16 protein-coding genes and 1 tRNA gene are annotated in these 21021 nt (G+C 55.8%); 4 read left to right on the top strand and 13 right to left on the bottom strand.

Annotated features, from left to right (window positions below):
- Position 1: 1 nt before the first annotated feature.
- The 9 genes from AAFH99_RS09410 to AAFH99_RS09370 all read right to left on the bottom strand — a co-directional run bounded on the left by AAFH99_RS09410 (position 2) and on the right by AAFH99_RS09370 (position 13298).
- The gene (locus AAFH99_RS09410) at positions 2-274 is read right to left on the bottom strand and encodes an HU family DNA-binding protein (RefSeq protein ID WP_010132873.1); all 273 of its coding nucleotides are present in this window, start codon (positions 272-274) and stop codon (positions 2-4) included.
- 388 nt (positions 275-662) lie between these two features.
- The gene (lon, locus tag AAFH99_RS09405; RefSeq protein WP_406827575.1) at positions 663-3068 is read right to left on the bottom strand and encodes an endopeptidase La; all 2406 of its coding nucleotides are present in this window, start codon (positions 3066-3068) and stop codon (positions 663-665) included.
- A gap of 402 nt (positions 3069-3470) precedes the next feature.
- Positions 3471-4754, bottom strand: a complete 1284-nt coding sequence (gene clpX / locus AAFH99_RS09400) for an ATP-dependent Clp protease ATP-binding subunit ClpX (protein ID WP_043316752.1) — start codon at positions 4752-4754, stop codon at positions 3471-3473.
- Between the two features lie 228 nt (positions 4755-4982).
- A complete protein-coding gene (gene clpP / locus AAFH99_RS09395) occupies positions 4983-5627 on the bottom strand; it encodes an ATP-dependent Clp endopeptidase proteolytic subunit ClpP (RefSeq protein WP_043316754.1) in 645 nt (214 codons plus the stop codon).
- Between the two features lie 211 nt (positions 5628-5838).
- Positions 5839-7152: a trigger factor gene (gene tig, locus AAFH99_RS09390; protein ID WP_043316756.1), complete on the bottom strand. Its 1314-nt coding sequence runs from the start codon at positions 7150-7152 to the stop codon at positions 5839-5841.
- Between the two features lie 190 nt (positions 7153-7342).
- A tRNA-Leu gene (locus AAFH99_RS09385) sits at positions 7343-7427 on the bottom strand.
- 174 nt (positions 7428-7601) lie between these two features.
- Positions 7602-8777, bottom strand: coding sequence for an acetyl-CoA C-acyltransferase FadA (gene fadA, locus AAFH99_RS09380; protein WP_406827574.1), 1176 nt, complete (start codon positions 8775-8777; stop codon positions 7602-7604).
- 11 nt (positions 8778-8788) lie between these two features.
- Positions 8789-10945, bottom strand: coding sequence for a fatty acid oxidation complex subunit alpha FadB (gene fadB, locus AAFH99_RS09375; protein WP_406827573.1), 2157 nt, complete (start codon positions 10943-10945; stop codon positions 8789-8791).
- Between the two features lie 493 nt (positions 10946-11438).
- Complete coding sequence (locus AAFH99_RS09370) at positions 11439-13298, bottom strand: beta-ketoacyl synthase (protein WP_406827572.1); 1860 nt, start codon at positions 13296-13298, stop codon at positions 11439-11441.
- A gap of 294 nt (positions 13299-13592) precedes the next feature.
- On the opposite strand from AAFH99_RS09370, the gene AAFH99_RS09365 reads away from it, so the two are divergent.
- Positions 13593-14579 carry a GlxA family transcriptional regulator gene (locus tag AAFH99_RS09365; protein ID WP_043316766.1) on the top strand — a complete coding sequence of 329 codons (987 nt, stop codon included), beginning with the start codon at positions 13593-13595 and terminating at the stop codon, positions 14577-14579.
- A gap of 5 nt (positions 14580-14584) precedes the next feature.
- Here AAFH99_RS09365 and AAFH99_RS09360 read toward each other — a convergent pair whose 3' ends face one another.
- Complete coding sequence (locus tag AAFH99_RS09360) at positions 14585-15304, bottom strand: class I SAM-dependent methyltransferase (RefSeq protein WP_051686946.1); 720 nt, start codon at positions 15302-15304, stop codon at positions 14585-14587.
- A gap of 2 nt (positions 15305-15306) precedes the next feature.
- On the bottom strand, positions 15307-15810 hold the full coding sequence (locus tag AAFH99_RS09355; protein ID WP_043316768.1) for an Hsp20 family protein: 504 nt from the start codon (positions 15808-15810) through the stop codon (positions 15307-15309).
- 202 nt (positions 15811-16012) lie between these two features.
- Between AAFH99_RS09355 and thpR the strand changes: the two genes are divergently transcribed.
- A complete protein-coding gene (thpR, locus tag AAFH99_RS09350; protein WP_406827571.1) occupies positions 16013-16621 on the top strand; it encodes an RNA 2',3'-cyclic phosphodiesterase in 609 nt (202 codons plus the stop codon).
- A gap of 128 nt (positions 16622-16749) precedes the next feature.
- Here the strand turns inward: thpR and AAFH99_RS09345 are convergent, their stop codons facing one another.
- A complete protein-coding gene (locus AAFH99_RS09345) occupies positions 16750-17784 on the bottom strand; it encodes a hypothetical protein (RefSeq protein ID WP_406827570.1) in 1035 nt (344 codons plus the stop codon).
- A 582-nt stretch (positions 17785-18366) separates the two neighbouring features.
- Here AAFH99_RS09345 and AAFH99_RS09340 point away from each other — a divergent pair.
- Complete coding sequence (locus tag AAFH99_RS09340) at positions 18367-18723, top strand: HPF/RaiA family ribosome-associated protein (protein WP_043316777.1); 357 nt, start codon at positions 18367-18369, stop codon at positions 18721-18723.
- A gap of 140 nt (positions 18724-18863) precedes the next feature.
- Here the strand turns inward: AAFH99_RS09340 and gorA are convergent, their stop codons facing one another.
- On the bottom strand, positions 18864-20225 hold the full coding sequence (gorA, locus tag AAFH99_RS09335) for a glutathione-disulfide reductase (RefSeq protein ID WP_043316780.1): 1362 nt from the start codon (positions 20223-20225) through the stop codon (positions 18864-18866).
- 287 nt (positions 20226-20512) lie between these two features.
- On the opposite strand from gorA, the gene AAFH99_RS09330 reads away from it, so the two are divergent.
- Positions 20513-20977, top strand: a complete 465-nt coding sequence (locus AAFH99_RS09330) for a hypothetical protein (protein ID WP_231491533.1) — start codon at positions 20513-20515, stop codon at positions 20975-20977.
- The last annotated feature ends 44 nt before the right edge of the window (positions 20978-21021 follow it).

The raw sequence follows: 21021 nt of genomic DNA, 5'->3' as shown, positions 1-21021 counted from the left end.
CTTAGTTCACCGCGTCTTTCAAAGCTTTACCAGCTTTGAAGTTCGGGATTTTAGCCGCTGCGATTTCAATCGGGTCACCAGTGCGCGGGTTGCGGCCGGTGCGGGCAGCGCGCTCTTTAACAGCAAAAGTACCAAAGCCAACCAGAGCAACCTGATCGCCTTTCTTCAGTGCGTCGGTAATGCTGTCTACCATGGCGTCCAGAGCGCGGCCAGCAGCTGCCTTAGGAATGTCGGCAGACGCGGCGATGGCTTCAATCAGTTCGGACTTATTCACGCTATATCCCTCTGTTCTTTTCTAGGTCTAAATGGTCTAAATAACTAGATTCTGCATCCGGAAGATCCTTCCGGACGTGATTTCCAGGTGTCTTTTTCAGGTCTGTTGCAACCCCGTTTTACAAGGCGCAATCGTGCATTTTTAGCAGTCGATTTTTAATCGCCTGCGGCTCCCCCGCAGCGCAACAAGCCACGTTTTATACCAACTGCCTGTTGGTGGGTCAAGGAACCATGCGGCTTTGCGGGCAGTTGGACAATTTTGAAGCGCACTTGTTCAGTCAACGGTCGGCAAGTTCATTTTTTAACCTGCAGCAACAGCAGGTCGCGTACTCTACGCGACTTGCTGCCGAGGTTTCAATGGTTTTTTTGCCGACCGGATGGCTGGCCTTTTAGTGAGTTTGCACCGAGCGCTGGGAGCGCTCATCCGCCTGCTTCTGCAAAGCAGAGTACTCTTCATCACTGAGCGGGCTGGGCATTGTTTCCAGCGCGTACTCCAGCACCTGATCAATCCATTTTACCGGCTTGATCACCAAATCCTGCTGGATATTGTCAGGAATATCCTTAAGGTCACGCTCATTGTCCGCGGGAATCAGAACGGTTTTGATACCACCGCGATGGGCCGCCAGTAACTTCTCCTTCAGCCCCCCGATGCGCAACACTTCACCGCGTAAGGTAATTTCACCAGTCATTGCCACATCGGAGCGCACCGGGATGTTGGTCAACACCGATGCCAGAACCGTGCACATGGCGATACCTGCCGACGGCCCATCCTTTGGGGTCGCCCCCTCCGGCACGTGAATATGTATATCACGGGTCTCGTGGAAGTCTGGCGCGATACCCAGCGCCTGCGCACGAGCGCGCACAACGGTCAGAGCCGCCTGAATGGACTCTTGCATCACGTCACCCAGAGAACCGGTTTTAATCACCCGCCCCTTGCCGGACACCGCCGAAGACTCGATGGTGAGCAGTTCTCCACCCACTTCAGTCCATGCCAATCCGGTGACCTGACCAATCTTGTTTTCTTCCTCGGCGCGGCCGTAATCAAACTTCCGCACACCCAACAAGTCTTCTAGCTGTTCCGACTTGATCACCACCTTTTTAGTAGTGGCGTTCCGCACATGCTCGGTGACCACTTTTCGGCAGATTTTTGCCATCTCCCGATCCAAACCACGCACACCGGCCTCACGGGTGTAATAGCGCACCACATCGCGCACAGCCTCATCTGCCAGCTCCAATTCCTCTGGCTTCAAACCGGCGGCTTTGCGCTGCTTTGGAATGAGATAACGCTGGGCGATGTTCAGTTTTTCATCCTCGGTATAACCGGGGATTCGAATCACCTCCATACGATCAAGTAACGGACCGGGAATATTCATCGAGTTGGAGGTGCACACAAACATCACATCGGAGAGGTCGTAATCGACTTCCAGGTAATGGTCGTTAAACGACTTGTTCTGCTCCGGATCCAGCACCTCAAGTAGTGCCGAAGCGGGATCACCGCGGTGATCCATACCCATTTTGTCAACTTCGTCCAGCAGAAAGAGCGGGTTTTTTACCCCCACTTTAGAAATTTTCTGAACCAGCTTCCCCGGTAAAGAACCAATGTAAGTCCTACGGTGCCCGCGAATTTCCGCTTCATCGCGCACGCCCCCCAGGGCCATACGCACATATTTGCGATTGGTCGCACGGGCGATGGATTCGCCGAGGGAAGTTTTACCGACCCCAGGCGGTCCAACCAGGCAGAGAATCGGGCCTTTCACTTTTTTCACGCGCTTTTGCACCGCGAGATATTCGAGGATACGCTCCTTGACCTCTTCCAGACCGTAGTGATCTTTGTTCAGAATTTCTTCTGCCTTGATCAGGTCGTGACGCACGCGGCTGGCCTTTTTCCACGGTACACTCAGCATCCAGTCGATGTAACTGCGCAACACGGAGGCTTCCGCAGACATGGGCGACATCATTTTCAGCTTGCCCAGTTCGGCACGGGTTTTCTTCTCAGCCTCGGCAGACATCCCCGAGTCGGCGATTTTCTTCTCCAGCTCCTCAATTTCATTGGGCTCTTCGGTGATCTCGCCCAACTCTTTCTGAATCGCCTTCATCTGTTCATTCAGATAGTACTCGCGCTGACTCTTCTCCATCTGCTTTTTGACACGACCGCGAATGCGTTTTTCGACCTGGATCAGGTCAATTTCCGAGTCCATCAGCCCCAGCAGGTGCTCGAGACGCTCCTTGACACTGATCGTCTCCAGCAGCTCCTGCTTCTGGGGCAGGTCCAGGGACATGTGCGCGGCAATGGTATCTGCGAGGCGACCCGGTTCATCGATCCCGGACAGGGAAGTCATTACCTCGTTGGGCACCTTCTTGCTCACGCTGACATACTGCTCAAACTGGGACATCGCGGAGCGCACCAGCGCCTCCGCTTCCGCCTCGGGTAAATCCTCGGAGTCAATGGGGAATACGGTGGCACGGTAATGCCCTTCCCCTTCGGTAATTTCCTCCACCTTTACCCGGTGGCCGCCCTCCACCAGCACCTTCACGGTGCCATCGGGCAGTTTAAGCAGTTGCAACACACTGGCAACGGTACCCACACGGTAAACGTCTTCGGCGCCAGGATCATCTTCTGATGCCTGACGCTGGGCAACCAGCAATACCTGCTTATCACTGCGCATGGCATCTTCCAGCGCATCAATGGATTTTTCCCGGCCAACAAACAGCGGGATAACCATATGCGGATATACCACCACGTCTCGCAGTGGCAGCAGGGGGTATTCGTTCAAGGTCTCGGATGGCTGGTCCATATAACTCCTCTCGGCCTTCAGGCGGCAGGAACCGCCAGATTGGCAGCGTATTCGTCGTCGCAAGCCGCAGTTCCTGATGCGGTCTTTTGTACGGCTAGTGCCTGTTCAACAGCTAAAGTGGGGGCATACAGCAGAATAACAAGCCTGCACCGCCGTGCGCAGCAAAATTAGTTTAATTCCGCAGAGTCGGCCTTGGTCGCACAAAACTGTAGTTTCTGAATGCCGGCACTGCTTAGCACAAAACCAACTCACCTGTGAGTCGGCAGGACAAAGACGCCAGGGTCATCACCCTAACGCCCGGAGAGCCCGTCGGTGTAGGCAATGCCCAAACGGCAAACATAAAAAAAGCCCCAAAATGGGGCTTTTTCATAGGCGAATGGAGCCAGCTCAGGGCCCGAAGTATTACTCCTCGGGCGCCACTTTTTGCGCCTCGGCCTGCTCATACACCAGCAGCGGTGCGGACTCGCCCTTGATCACCGCTTCGTCAATGACCACCTTGGCCACATTGTCCATGGACGGGATGTCGTACATGGTTTCCAGCAGCACAGATTCCATGATCGAACGCAAACCCCGGGCACCGGTTTTACGTTCCATGGCCTTGGTGGCAACCGCGTCCAGCGCATCCGGACGGAAGTCCAACTCGACCCCTTCCATATCGAACAACTTGCCGTACTGCTTGGTCAAGGCATTGCGCGGCTCGGTGAGAATCTGCACCAGGGCGGCGCGGTTCAACTCTTCCAGAGTCGCGGTCACCGGCAGACGACCAACAAATTCAGGAATCAGACCGTAACGCACCAGGTCTTCCGGCTCCAGATCCAGCAGCACTTCGCCGAAGTTACTGTTGCTATCCTTGGACTTTACTTCCGCGGAGAAGCCGATGCCACCCTTCTCGGAACGATCGCGAATCACCTTGTCCAGCCCTGCAAATGCACCACCGCAAATGAACAGGATATTGGAGGTGTCCACCTGCAGGAACTCCTGCTGCGGGTGCTTGCGGCCCCCCTGAGGCGGAACAGAAGCGACGGTTCCTTCGATCAGTTTCAACAGAGCCTGCTGCACACCTTCCCCGGACACATCACGAGTGATCGACGGGTTGTCCGACTTGCGGGAAATCTTGTCGATCTCATCGATGTAAACGATACCCTGCTGGGCCTTTTCCACATCGTAATCGCACTTCTGCAGCAGCTTCTGAATGATGTTCTCGACGTCCTCACCAACGTAGCCCGCTTCGGTAAGCGTGGTCGCGTCAGCGATGGTGAACGGCACATTCAGCAGTCGCGCAAGGGTTTCGGCAAGCAAAGTCTTACCACTGCCGGTAGGCCCAACCAGCAGAATATTGGATTTACCGAGTTCCACATCGTCTTTACCTTTTACACCTTTACTGGTGCGCAGACGCTTGTAGTGGTTGTATACCGCAACTGCGAGCACCTTTTTGGCGCGCGCCTGACCAATGACATACTGGTCGAGGATTTCGGTAATTTCCTGAGGAGTCGGCAGACGGGAATCGTCGCCATCGACGGTTTCCTGCACCTCCTCACGGATGATATCGGTGCAGAGTTCGACGCATTCGTCACAGATGTATACAGAGGGGCCTGCGATCAGTTTGCGCACTTCCTGCTGGCTCTTGCCACAGAAGGAACAGTAAAGGAGTTTGCCGTTATCGTCTCCGCTGTTCTTTTCAGTCATCTAAGTACTCCGTGGTCTCATAGCCAGCCAAAACTCGGCGGCAAATAGGGTTCATAGCCAAGATGCGGTCTTTTGGCAGGATTTTCAAGCTTTTTTATTCTCTCCTCCGGGTACGGCGGTAGCGCTGCCCCACAGTTCCCGCTATGGCTTGCGGAAATCCGCGGGACAACCCTCCCCTCACCCTCGGGTATTTTAGGGATTTGGTGCGCAGTCAGTCCGACTGCAGTATTACTTGCCCAAATTCTGACGCTGGGCCAGCACATCGTCGACCAGACCATATTCCTTGGCTTCGTCGGCACTGAGGAAGCGGTCGCGGTCGGTGTCGCGCTCGATATCCGCCACGCTTCGACCTGTGTGATGCGCCATCAGCTCATTCAGGCGCGCGCGGATTTTCAAGATTTCCTGAGCGTGGATATGAATATCCGACGCCTGCCCCTGAGCACCACCGCTGGGCTGGTGGATCATCACGCGGGAATTTGGTGTCGCGTAGCGCTTGCCTTCCGCGCCCGCCGTCAACAGAAAAGCCCCCATACTACAGGCCTGACCAATACACATGGTGCTGACGTCAGGTTTGATAAACTGCATGGTGTCATAGATCGACATTCCAGCCGTCACCGAACCACCCGGGGAGTTGATGTACAGGTGAATGTCTTTGTCCGGGTTTTCCGCTTCCAGGAAAAGCAGCTGCGCCACCACCAGGTTGGCCATATGGTCTTCGACCGGGCCCACCATAAAAATCACGCGCTCTTTCAACAGACGGGAGTAAATATCGAATGAACGCTCCCCTCTGGCAGTCTGCTCCACCACCATGGGCACCAGGCCACCAGTGGCGAGAATTTCTTTGGAGTTCATTGGATTATCAAAATATGCCATGGATACGATGCTTCCTTTTTCGGCGTATTAGGCGGGTCAGAACGCATGTGCTCAAAAAAGACACACTTCTGAAAAATTCGCTCAACCTGAGCTTAACCGCTCATTCGCAATAATGCCAGATTGACACTCGCGCCACCGAGCTGAATATACAAAACCCATAAACGAAAACGGCCACCCGAAGGTGGCCGCCTTAAACACTATCGAGCGCGAATCAAGACTGCTTTTGTGGCTTGATCACATCGTCGTAGCTGCTTTCGACATCGCTGACTTTTGCTTTATCCAAAACAAAATCAACAACCTGATCTTCCAGCACTACGGACTCGACACCAGCCAGCAGCTCGCGGTTATTCAGATAGTACTCAACCACTTCTTCCGGCTGCTGATAAGTGGAAGCAAGCTCTTCAACCTTGGCTTTTACACGGTCAGCATCGACGGACAGTTTGTTTTCTTTCACAATCTCGCCAACTACCAAGCCCAGTACTACTCGACGCTTTGCCTGATCTTCAAACATGGTATCCGGCAGCATTTTCGCAGCATCTTCCGGTTTGATCTGACCGCCAAACTGCTGAATCATCTGGCCGCGCAGGGTCTGAACTTCACCCGCTACCAGTGCAGCGGGAATTTCCACCTGATGCTTTTCAAACAGCTGGTCCATGACCTGGGTCTTGACCTTATTCAGTGCCGCATTCTTCAGCTCGCGCTGCATATTGCCACGCACTTCCTCGCGAAACTTCTCTTCGCCACCCTCTTCAACGCCATAACCCGCGAAGAATTCGTCGTTCAACTCCGGCAGCTCCGGTTTCTCAGACGCAGTCACCTTGATAGTGAAAACGGCTTTCGCCCCTTTCAGGTTTTCCGCCTGGTAATCTTCAGGGAAGGTTACTTCCACTTCTTTCTCTTCGCCCGGCTTCATGCCGAGGATGCCATCTTCGAAACCGGGAATCATGCTGCCAGAACCCAACACCAGCTGCTGACCTTCGGCTTTACCACCCTCAAACTCTTCGCCGTCTTTGCGGCCAACGAAGTCGATGGTTACGCGGTCGCCTTTCTGAGCCTTGCGCTTGGTTTCTTTCCAGCCAGACTGCTGCTTACGCAGAACGTCGATCATATTGTCCACGTCCGCATCGGTTACTTCAGCCACGGGACGCTCAACGGCGATTTCTGACAGGTCCGCCAGCTCAACTTCCGGATAAACCTCGAAGGTCGCTACGTACTCCAGATTCTCACCTTCGGTCACATTCTTGGCTTCGATGCTCGGCTGACCAGCCGGCTTAACCTGCTCCTTCTGAACAGCGTCGTAGAAAGAGCGGCTCATTACTTCGCCCAGCACTTCCTGACGAACTCCAGCACCAAAACGCTGACGCACAACCTTCATCGGCACCTTGCCTTTACGGAAGCCGTTGATGCGCACGGTCTTTGCCGCTTGCTGAAGGCGCTTGTCTACTTCCTTATCAACCACTTCTGCCGGCAGATTGACGGTTAAGCGACGTTCCAGACCGGAAGTTGTTTCGATGGAAACCTGCATGTTAATCCTCGTGAGACTCTTCTCTTCACTGAATGCCGGGCTACGGGAATGCTTGCCCGCACCAGCGATTAGCGTTGCGCCGATGCTTGTTCGGCCGCCAAATACAAACAGCCCGCGCCACTACCTCCCTGAGCGCACTTCGCAAGCGCGTTGAAGGTACCGAATGAGCACGGACTGCAAAATTCCTGATTGGTGGGGACGGAGAGACTTGAACTCTCACACCTTGCGGCACCAGAACCTAAATCTGGCGTGTCTACCAATTCCACCACGTCCCCAACGACACACTCGCGGATAAGCCTTTGATTTCCCTGAACTTTTAGAAAAAAACAGGCTGCACGTCCAGCGAGGGGAGCAGATTGTGCCACAGTGGACACAGGGCTTCAATAAGTACGCCGAAAACAATCAGGGCGCCCGCAGGCGCCCTGATCTCATACGCGAATCCCGGCGACTTAGACGCGCTCGAGAATCGTGGTAATCCCCTGCCCCAGACCAATACACATGGTCGAAACGCCGAGATTACCGCCTTCATTCTGCATGACGGACAGCAAGGTTCCGGTGATACGCACACCGGAACAACCGAAGGGGTGCCCCAGGGCGATCGCACCGCCGTAGAGGTTTACCTTTTCGTCCATGACGTCCAGCAGATTCAGGTCCTTCAGCACCGGCAACGCCTGCGCCGCAAAGGCCTCGTTCAATTCCAGCTTGTCAATATCCTCGATGGTAAGGCCGGCACGCTTCAACGCGTTCTGCGTGGAGGGAACCGGGCCGTAACCCATGATGGAAGGATCCACACCAGCCAATGCCATCTCACGCACTTTGGCGATCGGCGTCAGACCGAGAGACTGGGCACGCTCCGCCGACATCACCAGCATCACGGAAGCGCCGTCGGTAATCTGCGAGGAGGTTCCGGCAGTCACCTGGCCATGTTTCGGATCGAATGCCGGCTTCAACTGGGCAAGCGCCTCCGCAGTAGTATCCGGGCGAATGGTCTGGTCGGTTTCCACCAGCATCGGCACGCCGTCTTCATCGTGTCCCTCGATCGCGATAATTTCGCGATTGAACTTACCTTCCTTGGTAGCCTTGGCGGCCAGCTGGTGAGAGCGGGCGCCAAATTCATCCATCTGCTGGCGCTGGATACCGTGCATCATTGCCAGGTATTCGGCGGTCATACCCATGGAACCGGCGGCCTTGGCCATGTTGCGCCCCAGCATCGGGTTGGGGCTCACATGTTCCATCATGTTCAGGTGGCCCATGTGCTCTACGCCACCGACCACGTACACATCACCAACACCGGCCTGGATATTCGCCGCCGCAGTGTGCAGCGCCGACATGGAAGAGCCACACAGACGGTTTACAGTCTGCGCCGGAATGGTGTGCGGAAGACCCGCGCGCAGCAGAATAAACCGCGCCACATTGAAACCCTGCTCGTCGCGCTGCATTACGCAGCCCCAGATCAGGTCATCGATTTCTTTCGGGTCCAGCTTGTCGTTGCGCTGCAGGAATTTTTTCAGCAGTTCTGCAGACATGTCGTCCGCACGCACGTTGCGGTAAACACCGTTCTTGGATCGACCCATGGCGGTGCGCGCGTAGTCGACGATTACGGCATCTCTAGGATTCAGACTCATGGAAACTCTCCTTACTTGTCGCCGTAGTAGGTTTTGCCGCTGGCAGCCATTTCACGCATACCTTTGGTCGGCTCATACAGCGGACCCAGGTCGCTGTGCTTCTCGGCCATTTTCACGAAGGTATCGAGACCAATGCTGTCCAGCCAAGCGAAAATGCCGCCGCGGAACGGCGGGAAACCGATGCCGTAGATGAGCGCCATATCCGCTTCCGCAGGAGAATCCACAATACCTTCTTCCAGGCAGCGGGCGAGCTCGGTCGCCATCGGCACCATCATACGCTCGATGATCTCTTCGTTTTCAAACTCACGGCGCTCGGCAACGTGGGGCTTCAGCAGCTCATAGGCCTCATCGGTTGCCACTTTCTTCGGACGACCTTTTTTGTCTTCTTCGTAGACGTAGAAACCTTTGCCATTTTTCTGACCGTAACGACCCGCTTCATACATGACATCAGAAGCAGCAGTGAAGGATTTACCCATGCGGTCCGGGAAGCCTTCCGCCATCACTTGCTCAGCGTGCACACCGGTATCAATACCGACTACATCCATCAGGTAAGCCGGGCCCATTGGCCAGCCCCAACGCTCCATCACCTTGTCCACCTGCTGGAAATCCGCGCCGTCGCGCACCAGCATGGCGAAGCCAGCGAAATACGGGAAGAGTACGCGGTTTACAAGGAACCCAGGACAATCGCGCACCACGATGGCCTTCTTGCCCATCTTGTTGGCATACGCCACAACGCGTGCAATGGCATTTTCGGAGGTCTTCTCACCGCGAATCACTTCCACCAGCGGCATTTTGTGCACCGGGTTGAAAAAGTGCATGCCGAGGAAGTTTTCCGGGCGGGACAGTGGCTCCGCCAGGGAGTCAATGGAGATGGTGGAAGTGTTGGAGGCTATGACGGTATCGTCGGTCACCTTGGTTTCCACTTCTTTTAGCACCGCGTGCTTCACCTTCGGGTTTTCCACCACGGCCTCGACAACAATATCGACATTGTCAAAACCGTCGTAACTCAGAGTGGGCTCGATGCGGTTCAGGGTCTCAGCCATTTTCGCCGGGGTCATGCGACCGCGATCAACCAGCTTGGTAAGCAGTTTGCCCGCCTCTTTCAGACCCAGATCGATGCCGTCCTGAGCGATGTCCTTCATCTTGATCGGCGTGCCTTTGTAGGCAGACTGGTAGGCAATACCACCACCCATGATACCGGCGCCCAGTACCGCAGCGCGCTCGATATCCTTGTCCGACTTTTTCTCCCAGCCTTTTGCCACCTTGCCCACTTTCTGATCACTCAGAAACAGACCCACCAGAGATTTGGCGGTTTCGGTTTGGGCACTGGCAATAAACTGCTGCTGCTCAATCTTCAGGGCTTCTTCGCGATCGACTTTGTAGCCCTGCTCGATAGAAGTCACCGCATTCACCGGCGACGGATAATTGCGCCCCGCCTGCTGGCCGACAAACGCCTTGGTAGTGAAGAAGGCCATCAGTGCTTCGGTGTCGTTCAGCGGGATCGGCGACTTCTTGATCTCGCGACGCTTCTCATAATTCAACTCGCCGGCAATGGCGCGTTCGAGCAATTTCAGCGCGGCGTCTTTCAGCTTGTCGGTCGGAACTACCGCATCCACCGCATGAGCGGTCAGCGCCGCATCCGGACGCTGCTCTTTACCCGCCGCAATCCACTCGGCCGCAACATCAACACCGACGACGCGCGGCAGACGCACGGTGCCACCCCAACCGGGAATCAGGCCCAGTTTTACTTCTGGCAGGCCCACCTTGGCTTTGTCGCCCATTACACGGAAGTCACAACCCAGGCAGACCTCGAAGCCGCCGCCCAGTGCGTAACCGTTGATGGCTACCGCTGTGGGGAACGGGAGGTCTTCCAGGCGATTGATATTCTCGTTGTTCTTGTTCATCAGTTCGGCGATGCCTTCCGGACCGGCGGAGAAGGCTCCTCCAAATTCGGTAATGTCGGCACCGACGATGAATACACTCTTGCCACTGGTCAGCAGTAAGCCTTTGATATCGCCCACTTGTTCAATCGCATCCAGAGCGTCGGAAAACTCCGATACCGTGAGACGATTGAATTTGTTGACGGACTCGCCTTCCAGATCGAATTTCAGTTCCGCGATGCCGTTTTCCAGCATCTGCACGGATAGCGCTTTGCCACTAAATAACATTATTGACCTCATTGATTGGTGACCCGGTGTCATTGGTATCAATGGACCGGTCCGGGGGTCGGGTTGTGCAAGACTGAGATAGGACTCGCCGCGAACAGCGTGCGGCACTCGTGTTGCCAGTTGATGACGCACTGTCCGAAATCAGTCAACGCGCCAAGTATAGCCAGATTCAAACGTGTGTTTGAATACCATTTCTGCCATATCCACTGTCCGGTTCGGTGCATGCAGGTGCAAATATTGTGGTCTTGCACCCATTCCGATCAAAATCTGACCCAATCGTTCACGAACCGGGGAATTTATTTCTACGTGGGCTCACCCCGGCAACAGCGGTGTGCGCAGCAAGCATAGCGGGAAAAAGCGGCTGTTGGGGGAGCCCGTGGGGCGAGCAATGAAGTGAGGAAAGTCGGGATAGGCGCGCGAAGCGGCAGACAGCGGAATACTCTGCCGAAGGTACCGATGCTGACCCGCTCTCACGGGCCAGCATCGGACCTACTCAGACCATATCCGCAAAGGGGTTGTCCGCATCCAGAGAAATGGCACCAGCCCCACCGGGGAGCGTCAGTGTATGGGCATCCATCTCAATGGCAGCCTCATCGATCAAACCTTCACCGAATCGGTAAATGGCGTTGAGATCACCGCGACTGGCACGCGCATCGTAGGCCGCAGACTGTTCCGCTACCGCCTCATTGCGCTTCTGGTATGCGGTAAATGCAGCCTGGCCGTGACGCTTGGTGAGCATGCGCCGGGTAACATGGGGCGCAAGCACACTGGCTGTCGCGTTGTTACCACCAAACCCCTTGGAGTTAAGGAATGCCACATCCAGAGTCTCAGGGTCGCGCTCCACATGCGTCAAAGAAAGAGCAAGATGCTCGTGATGCACATCCTCCGCTACCCGATCAATGGTGGTGATACCGGGCAGGATACCGCGGTTGAACACGCCCAGGCTGGTGATCAGTTGATCCCCACTGGCGGCCGCCACGGTATGCCCCACAAACGCCTTCACCGCACACACTGGCCACTCTTTTATCGAGAAAGCCGCCGCCAGGCGATCAAAAATTGCTGACTCAGTAACCCGGTTTTGCGGGGTGCTGGAACCATGTGCCTGCACAAAACTGCGCTGGCGCAAGCTTTCTTCACCGAGAATCGCCCGGGCTTCCGCCATGGCGCGCGCCACCGTCAGATAGTTACCCGGGCCTGGCGCAGATATGGACTTTTTGGGCCCATCGGCATTGACGAAGACATTGGCGACAGCCCCGTGAATGGGCGCACCCAGCTCAAGAGCCAGCTCATCGTCCATCAGCACCACCCACTGACTACCCTCGCCCAGGGTAAAGCCGCAGTTGTCACCAAATGGGCGACTGGCGCGGCGGAAATCGATATTCTCGCCGAATATTTTGCGCAGCCCATCCAGATTGGCCAAAGCACCCATGGTGGCGTAGCCATCGACCACTTCCGGCACCAGCGGAGCTTCCGCAGCCCCCACAACCGCAACCCGAGCGCGGCCACAGCGAATATCTTCCACCGCCGAGCGCAGATTGTAGAGATAAGTTGCACAAGCACCGGCAACCGCACCAGTAGTTCCCACGCTGCCCAGCACATAGGCATTCACAAAATCGGCCGGCATACTGGTGAGACCCAGCGCCAGCTGCTTGGAGCTGACACGGCCACCGCGCAGGCGCGACTGCAACAAGCCACCGTTGCCATTGGGATCTAACTGGCTCATGGCGGAACTGGCATAAACGGAAATTTTGTCGGGCCCGGCCTTTTCGGCGACCATGCCCCAGTCGATTCCCAGTGATTGCACCGCATCGGAGGCGCCGAGAATCGCCAACTGCAGGCCCCGGGGATGGAACCGGGAATTGTACTGCTCGCCCGGCTCAAAGCCGGTGGGCAACTGTCCCGCAGACGCCACCGCAATTTCCCGGTGACTATCAAGCATCACCGACAGGCTGCCGGCACGCACTTTTACCCGTCCGGCCTCAAGCGCCTCTACCTGCCAATCCGCTGGCAGCGGGTTTGGCAATTGACGTGCAGACATCTCAAAAGTAAAGCCTTCAGTACTCGCCAGAGAAGCCGGCTGATGGAAGTGGCACTGGCGATAATCGTAGAACCGCGGTTCAAGTGCTCGCACCAGGGTACCCTCCAGCACCCGCTGTTCCAGCTCTGCACCCAGGGGACCTGTAACCTCCGCGCCCGTGCGCAGGCCCATCAGTGCCGCCAGGTCAGATAGTACATCGGTGCGCTCTTCCGCCCCGAGACTATCCAACACCACGCGCTTGTAGCCGCGGTGGAAGGAACTGCGACCTGCCGGGTTAAATCCCCCAAACGCAGTGATAACGGGTAGGCGCTGCATCCTGACCTCCAGCCTGATACGGAAATACGAAACAAATTGACCCGGTAAAATCGGATGTGCGCCAGTTTAGGGGCTGGCGATTCGGCCTCGTTATGGGCATACTGGCCAGCAATTTTGACCATCTGGCCATTGCGCCTGTACACCCGCCGGGCTGCATTGGTACGAGGCCCGGTGGCGGCGGAGAACGTGCGGCGAATAGTGCTGAACACATCACTATCCTGCGGTCGTGCCACAAGGTCGACTGCAGTACTGAATTCCACGCTACCCTAGAGAGTTACCCCAGAGAGTTACCTGATGCCCACCGTCACTTTCCTGCTGATTGACCAAATGCTATCCACCGGCACAATGCTGCCCCTGGAAATGCTGCGCGGGGCAGAGAGCCGGGCACGGGCAGAGGGAAAATCCACCCCTCTGAAACTGATCACCGCAAGTGTCGATGGCGCCCCGGTAAGATCGCGTTCCGGATTCAATCTAGCGCCAGACATGGCCCTTGCCCAGGTCCCCGATAGCGATATCGTCTACCTCCCCGCGCTGTGGCGAAATCCCCGCCCGGCACTCAAGCGAAGCACACCACTACTGGATTGGCTCAACGATCAGGCGTGCAAAGGTGCCGCGATCAGCGCCGTTGGTACCGGCGTGTGTTTTCTTGCAGAGGCCGGACTACTGGACGGCAAGCCGGCCACCACTCATTGGCATTATTTTGAGCGGTTTGCCGCAGACTATCCGCAAGTAAAACTCAAACGTCAGTATTTTATTACCCAGACCGATAAGCTGTTCTGCGCTGCCAGTGTGAACGCGCTGGCGGATGTAACGGTGCACCTGATCCGGCAACTTTACGGTCCGTCAGTGGCGAGCCATGTTGAGCGCAACTTTTCCCACGAAATCCGTCGCCCCTTTGAAGAAATTGCCTACTCAGAGGGTGCGGTGCACCTGCATCCGGACGAAGACATCGTACAGGCTCAGACATGGCTGAAGCAGCACTGCAGCGATGACGTAAAACTGAGTGAAGTGGCGAAAACATTCGACATGAGCGTGCGATCCTTCAATCGCCGCTTCAAATTGGCAACCGGGCAAACACCCCTGCAGTATCTGCAGAATGTACGCGTGGACATGGCCAGAGAATTATTACAGTCAAGCAATCTATCGGTAAATGAAATTGCCGAGAAGGTGGGCTACCAGGACATGGGGCACTTTACCGCCCTGTTCAAAAAATTCTTATCCACCACCCCCAGCGAGTACCGTACGACCGTGCGGGCAAAACTGTTTCGAGTCAACACCTGACCCGGTCAAACCGGCCGCCGCAAAAAAACCACATCAGACGCGACAAATTCCAGCTCGGCCCCCAGATGCGCAGCCAACCAGGAAAAAGTGTCGCGACTGAAAAAAGCGATGTGAGTGGGATCGCGAATATAATGCCAGCTGGCGAAACGCTCTCTGGAGACAACGAGCTTGGTCATCAGCGCAAGCACCCCTCCCCGCCGCACCCGCTGCCACAACATCTCGATTACATCACCCGGTGCACTCAGGTGCTCTACCACTTCGGTGCTGACAATAAAATCGTAGGATCTCGCCAACACCGTTGCATCCGGCTGATAGTAAAGATCGTAAGTCGCCACGCGGTGGCCGGCGTTTTCAAGCAAGCGGGCCAGCAGAGGCGCCGGACCACAACCAAAATCCAATCCCTCCGCAGCCGCAGGTAAAGCAGAAATTAACGGATCGGCACATCGGCCCAGAAACGTTTCATAGCCGGGATCCTCCAGGCTGTTTTCGTGCAGATCGTAGTAGGCTTTTTCTTGCGCTGGAGAGAGGTGAAACTGACGGGGTACGTATACCAGGGAACAACCAGCACATTGAAAGTACAGCCGAGATCCGGCCTCAGCAACGGCGCGATACCCCTTTTTTAAGCGATCCCGGTGGTATAGAAACGGCTGTGCCGCCCGAAGGCGGCACAGGGGGCAAGACGCTGACGACGCCAGCCCATTCTGGTTCGTTTGCGACGAATCCACGATCAGGCGGCTTGCTCGTCCTTGCCTTGCTCGTCGTCCTCGGCAACAGCTTGCGGGCCTGACGGACTGGCCTGAAGTAAGTTACCACCGGAAATTTCTATTTTCCGAGGTTTCATCGCCTCCGGAATTTCGCGCACCAGCTCAATATGCAGCAACCCGTTGGAGAGTTGAGCATCCACCACTCTCACGTGGTCAGCCAACTGGAAGCGCCGTTCGAAATTGCGCGCAGCAATACCGCGGTGCAGGAAATTACGCTGGTTCTCGTCCGCAGGTTTTTTACCACTGACGGTCAGGCGGTTTTGCTCCACCTGGATATCCAGCTCTGACTGCTCAAACCCCGCCACAGCCATGGAAATCCGGTAAGCATCCTCCCCGGTCAACTCGATATTGTAAGGGGGATAGGCTGGCTGATTCTGTTCGGCACTGTTCATGGAATCCAGCAGGCTAGCCAGACGATCGAAGCCAATTGCAGAGCGATAAAGTGGAGAAAAATCGATATTACGCATTGTCATATCCTCAATTCAGAGCAATATTTGGAAGCTGCCCGTACCTTGGTGAAGCCTCGCTTCTGTACCGGGCGGTTATTGACTGGTGCTGTCCCGATAGCGAGCGCTGACCAGTATTTCAGGAGCACCTCTGTCGAGCCTGCTCCCTTACCCATAGATATAGGGCCGCCTGTTTCGGCTTCAAGATCCAAACCCAAAAAATATGCAAAAAAATGTGCGCACACATCGAAAGGCCCCGGCCTCCGATTTGATCCGACTGTTTGTAGGAGTTACTCCAGATCAGAGTACCCAGCGCTTTCTTGACGGAATCTGCCGCGAAGCGAAGCTGCGCGGCATACCGAGAAAAGTTCGCTGGACCAGCCATGGCAACCGGCACCTCACCGTGGTATTTCTCGGCGAAACGGACCCGTCCCACCTGGACGCAATAGAGCAGCGGATGGAGGAGATCGCCAGCCTATCGCCCCCTCTTTGCGGGAGAATTGTCAGTGCACACCCGTTTCCCAAAAAGCGCGCTGCACTATTCGCAGCGGAACTACTTCCCTCACCTGGACTAACCGACTTGCACCAGGCATGTCAGGCACTCATGAGCGCTACCGGAAAAAAACCCGAGCGAAAGTCATTTCGCCCACACTTCACCCTTGCACGCAGCGCAGCGGGCTTTTCCCAGCCAGCCCCCATCCCGGCAGACTTCACCTGCGCACTGGACAACCTGACGCTCTACCAGAGCCTGCTCGCGCCCGGTGGCAGCCAGTACCGCCCTCTACTGACACTGCCGTTAACGGGACCCTCGATTCCCGAAGCGAAAACTTAGGGACTTAATCAGAGGTTCCCTAGGGACAAAACAGGCACAAAACAGGCACAAAAAAGCCCGCCGGCGATCAGACCGGCGGGCTTTTGGCGGCACCCCCGCACAAGCATTAGGGGCGCAAGTTTGACCTGTCAGTCGAGATAAGACAGTACATACTCGGGGTACATGACCAGGCGCGGGCGCGATAGACGACGGGCGTCAAAAATAAACACGTACCGCTCGCCGTCATCATCAGAAGGAATAGTCCGGCGGAAACGCCAGGAATTGATTTTATAGGTCTGACGTCCGGCGCTGACCGGGGCAATCAACTTGTACTGGTTCTGACCGAGAAATTCGAACTCAATGGAATCCTCTCCCGATGGCTTTAACGTCAGATTGCGGAAAGTGTGCTTGCCATCTTCCCCCTCGTCGAGTTCCCCCAGCAGCTTCTCGAGGCGTTCGCGCTCTCCACGTACATAATCCAGCAGCTCAGGGTCGATCTCTCTCACCGACGCGTCCTCGGCAGAGGGCTCATCCGCAACCGGTGCCGCCTCAACAGGCGCCAGGGAAGCCAGTGTCGGCTCTGGAATATTCGGTTGCGACATGGCCACCGCCGGCGGGGCGCTTTTCACCTGTTCCGCTTTCTTCGCCTGCGCCTTCGCCTTGGTGTTTGCCTCCGACAGCATGGCCTTCACCATTGTGTCCACCAGCGCCTGCTGGCTGGCCAGGCGAGCCTTGCCACCCGCAACCGACTCGCGGGATTCTTGCAGCCGCAGCTCCAGCTCGGCGAAGTTGGATTGAATAATCTCAACGCGACGGTTGCGGCTATCGACACCGCGTTCCGCCATATCGTGCGCATGGCGCGCCTTGTGCAGGGCGCGCTCGGTATCGGTGCTCGGCGCACCCTTGTGCTCGCGCTCCGCCGCCTTCAATTCCATCAGGCTCTGCTGATAGTTTTCCCGCGCCTTGCTGAGCGCTTCCTGAGCACGTTGCAGCTTGTACTCATAAGCCAGCATTTCGTTCTCAACATCTTCCAACTCGACCAGTCGGTTTTCCTGAACCTGCTCCATACGCGCAAGCTTGTTCTGCTCCGCGGTCAGCGAAGAAGCTGCCTGCAGCGCGGAATTCCAGCCAATCACCCCCAACAGGCCCGCAATCAGCAGCGAGCGGCCACGGTTTACCACCATTGTCAAAATCCATTGTTTGATTTTTTACTTCGAGAGAGCGACCGCAAAATACCTTCCCGGACGCTCTTGATGTGCCGAGCGACCACTTTTCGGCGCCGACAGTATGAATATTGAGCAACCCGGCGATCAAAAGGTCCCACTACAGGACTTCAATCGGCCTAAAGTCGCCCTCAGGCACATTTTCTCATGTACCTGACAAATTTACCCCACACATTTTTACGCAGCAATGACCATGCCAACTAGAATGCTGGGCATTGAGTGACCTGTGCCTCAGTTCGCAGTTTCTTTCCCGCTGAAAAGTTCCCCGATTACTAGCAAATATTTATGACATTTTATTGATTCTGGTGCTTGATTTTTTTTCTGAGAATCGCATTATGGATCACAGGGAGTTAGTCCTGACCTGGTTGAAAACCGGCCCGAGCGCAAAACTTTATACAGGCTGCAATTGCAGCCACTACTCCGCGACCTCTGGTGACCAAATCTTCAACCCCGTCATTTTCTCCCTACAGGGCGCCCTACCTTCTTTCAGCAAACCGCGCATCGCGGCCTGCATGGACCCTTTATAACCGGAGGTATGTGCCCATGAAATCTGCGCCCTACGATAACATTGTGTTCCGCGACATCGACAAATCTGTCGCCCTCGCAGACACGGTCTCCAGAAAGCTGGACAAGCTGGAACGTTATTGTGGCGATATCATACGAAGCCGTGTGGTCCTCGAAGCCCCCCATCAACACAAGCACAAAGGAAAGCAGTACAAAGCTTCCGTTGAGCTCGCCGTGAGCGGCAACCCAGTCACCATCACCAATGAGAGCGACTCCATTCACCGAGCGGTCAATGGCGCCTTCAGCTCTGCTGAGCGCTGCCTGAAAGAACGTGGCGACCGCCGCAAAACCCGTCGCCACCAAATGCCGCAGGTAGAGGCTGTCACCGAGGAGTAGTAAACCGCTCCCCAACCGAGCTCAGACAGACTGAACACACTGACAAAATTTTCCCGCAGTGGGCTCCAGGCCCCTGCAGATGTCCAACCAAAAAGGCGGGGTAATACCCCGCCTTGTTCATACATCACCAAACGAATGCGTCAATCCGCCACTGGAGTACGCATGGTCACGAACTCTTCCGCTGCGGTCGGGTGTATACCGATCGTCTGATCAAATACAGCTTTGGTCGCACCGGCCTTCATCGCGACCGCCAGCCCCTGAATAATCTCCCCTGCATCAGGGCCCACCATATGTGCACCGACTACCCTGTCGCTGCTGCGGTCCACAATCAACTTCATCAGCGTGCGCTCATCGCGCCCACTGACCGAGTGACGCATTGCGCGGAAATCAGATCGGAACACCTGCACAGGAATACCTGCCTGGCGAGCTTCCTCTTCGGTCAGACCTACAGTGCCGATATTCGGCTGACAGAACACAGCGGTAGGAATATTGTTGTAATCAATTTCCGCGGTCTTGCCACTCTGCCAGTGTTTCACCAACGCCATCGCCTCCGCCAGGGCCACGGGTGTCAGTTCCGGCCCCCCAGTCACATCACCTAACGCATAAATGGAAGTGACACTGCTGCGGAAATTGTCATCCACGCCGATGGTGCCGTCCTTATGCACCACGACCCCAAGCTTTTCCAGGCCGAGCCCGGCTGTATTGGGCTTGCGCCCGGTGGCGTAAAGCACCGCATCCACTTCCAGCACATTGCCGTCACTGTCGCACACCCGAAGACTGCCATCGGCACACTTCTCAATGGACTCAACATGATGCTCAAAGTGCAGATGCACGGATTTCTTTGCCATTTCGTCGCGCACAAAGCGACGCACATCATTATCAAATCCACGCAGAAACAGGTCCCGACGATAGGACAGATGGGTCTCTGCACCGAGCCCGGCGAAAATCCCGGCGAACTCTACGGCAATATAGCCACCGCCGACCACCAGCACCCGCTTGGGAAACACCTCGAGGGAGAATACTTCGTTGGAAGTAATAACGTACTCACTGCCCGGAAATTCCGGCACGAAGGGCCAGCCACCGGTCGCAATCAGAATACGCTCCGCCGAGTATTGAGTCTCGCCAACCGATACCTGCTGTTTGCCACTCAGCTTTGCACGACCATCAATAATGGTGACGCCGGAAGTACCCAGCAGATTCCGGTAAATACCATTGAGGCGCGCCACTTCCTTCGCGTTATTGTCACGCAGGGTCGGCCACACGAACTCGGCGCCCACCTGGCCTTGCCAACCATAGGCTTCGGCGTCCTCGAAGGTTTCGCGATAGCTGCTGGCATACACAAAGAGTTTTTTGGGCACACAGCCGACATTCACGCAGGTTCCGCCCATATACCGATCCTCCGCAACCGCCACACGCATGCCCGCCGCAGCCGCCATGCGCGCAGCGCGCACACCGCCCGAGCCGGCACCAATCACGAAAAGATCAAAATCAAATTCTGACAAAACTCACTCCTTTTGCCGAAAAAACTACCCATATCACCACGAAATGGCCGAGGGAAACGCGGACTGGTTCCGCAATTGGCACATAAGTGACATTTCGAACTTAAAAGCCGTTGACATAAGACTGGCGTTTAGATACTTATGTGATGTTTATCACAATAACAAGCCTGATAGCGAAAACAACAGCAAGGCACTCGAAAATGAAAACGCCAAAACCAAAAACAGCACACGTAACTCAATCCAGCCAGCCGACTCTACGCCGGAAGGTAACACAGGCGCTGAGTGCCGCCATGACACTCGGTCTCCTGATGACCTCCGGACACGCCGCTGCCAACGCTCACCCGTCCTATCTCACCGAGAGCTACTGCGACGGACTGGTAGAACAGTTCGTTGACTCCGGGATGCGAAGCCTGGGCAAGTACGTTAATGAGAATTTTAAGCCGGAGTACAAGGGTGGTATTCGCAATACCATCAATTTCCTCAAGCAGCGTTCGGAGTGGCTGTCAGAATGCGACGCCTACCTCAAGGATACTGCCAGTGTCCACGTGTTCCACGATGAGAAGAACACCAAGGACATCTTTGCAGCCATTGATGCCCTTGCCAAGGAACTGCAATTGGTACGGGAAGGGGTCGAATACCCGGACGAGTCCGGGGCGAATAATCCGCACCCGTTTATCAAAAGCCGCTACGAGACACTCGCGGAGCTGATGGATCAGCACCACACCCGCATCTTGATGAAAAAGCAGTTCCAGTAATCATCCATACAAGGGGGGGGCGTTCTGCGCGCAGTCAGCTGAAC

This window comes from Microbulbifer sp. ARAS458-1 (assembly GCF_045348205.1).
Classification (GTDB): domain Bacteria; phylum Pseudomonadota; class Gammaproteobacteria; order Pseudomonadales; family Cellvibrionaceae; genus Microbulbifer.
This window is presented reverse-complemented; position numbering and strand designations above follow the sequence as displayed.

Bases quoted from the DNA above. Each gene is read 5' to 3' on its own strand.
- lon (WP_406827575.1), bottom strand. From the start codon at position 3,068: ATGGACCAGCCATCCGAGACCTTGAACGAATACCCCCTGCTGCCACTG.
- clpX (WP_043316752.1), bottom strand. From the start codon at position 4,754: ATGACTGAAAAGAACAGCGGAGACGATAACGGCAAACTCCTTTACTGT.
- clpP (WP_043316754.1), bottom strand. From the start codon at position 5,627: ATGGCATATTTTGATAATCCAATGAACTCCAAAGAAATTCTCGCCACT.
- tig (WP_043316756.1), bottom strand. From the start codon at position 7,152: ATGCAGGTTTCCATCGAAACAACTTCCGGTCTGGAACGTCGCTTAACC.
- fadA (WP_406827574.1), bottom strand. From the start codon at position 8,777: ATGAGTCTGAATCCTAGAGATGCCGTAATCGTCGACTACGCGCGCACC.
- fadB (WP_406827573.1), bottom strand. From the start codon at position 10,945: ATGTTATTTAGTGGCAAAGCGCTATCCGTGCAGATGCTGGAAAACGGC.
- AAFH99_RS09370 (WP_406827572.1), bottom strand. From the start codon at position 13,298: ATGCAGCGCCTACCCGTTATCACTGCGTTTGGGGGATTTAACCCGGCA.
- AAFH99_RS09365 (WP_043316766.1), top strand. From the start codon at position 13,593: ATGCCCACCGTCACTTTCCTGCTGATTGACCAAATGCTATCCACCGGC.
- AAFH99_RS09355 (WP_043316768.1), bottom strand. From the start codon at position 15,810: ATGCGTAATATCGATTTTTCTCCACTTTATCGCTCTGCAATTGGCTTC.
- thpR (WP_406827571.1), top strand. From the start codon at position 16,013: ATGCAAAAAAATGTGCGCACACATCGAAAGGCCCCGGCCTCCGATTTG.
- AAFH99_RS09345 (WP_406827570.1), bottom strand. From the start codon at position 17,784: ATGGTGGTAAACCGTGGCCGCTCGCTGCTGATTGCGGGCCTGTTGGGG.
- AAFH99_RS09340 (WP_043316777.1), top strand. From the start codon at position 18,367: ATGAAATCTGCGCCCTACGATAACATTGTGTTCCGCGACATCGACAAA.
- AAFH99_RS09330 (WP_231491533.1), top strand. From the start codon at position 20,513: ATGACACTCGGTCTCCTGATGACCTCCGGACACGCCGCTGCCAACGCT.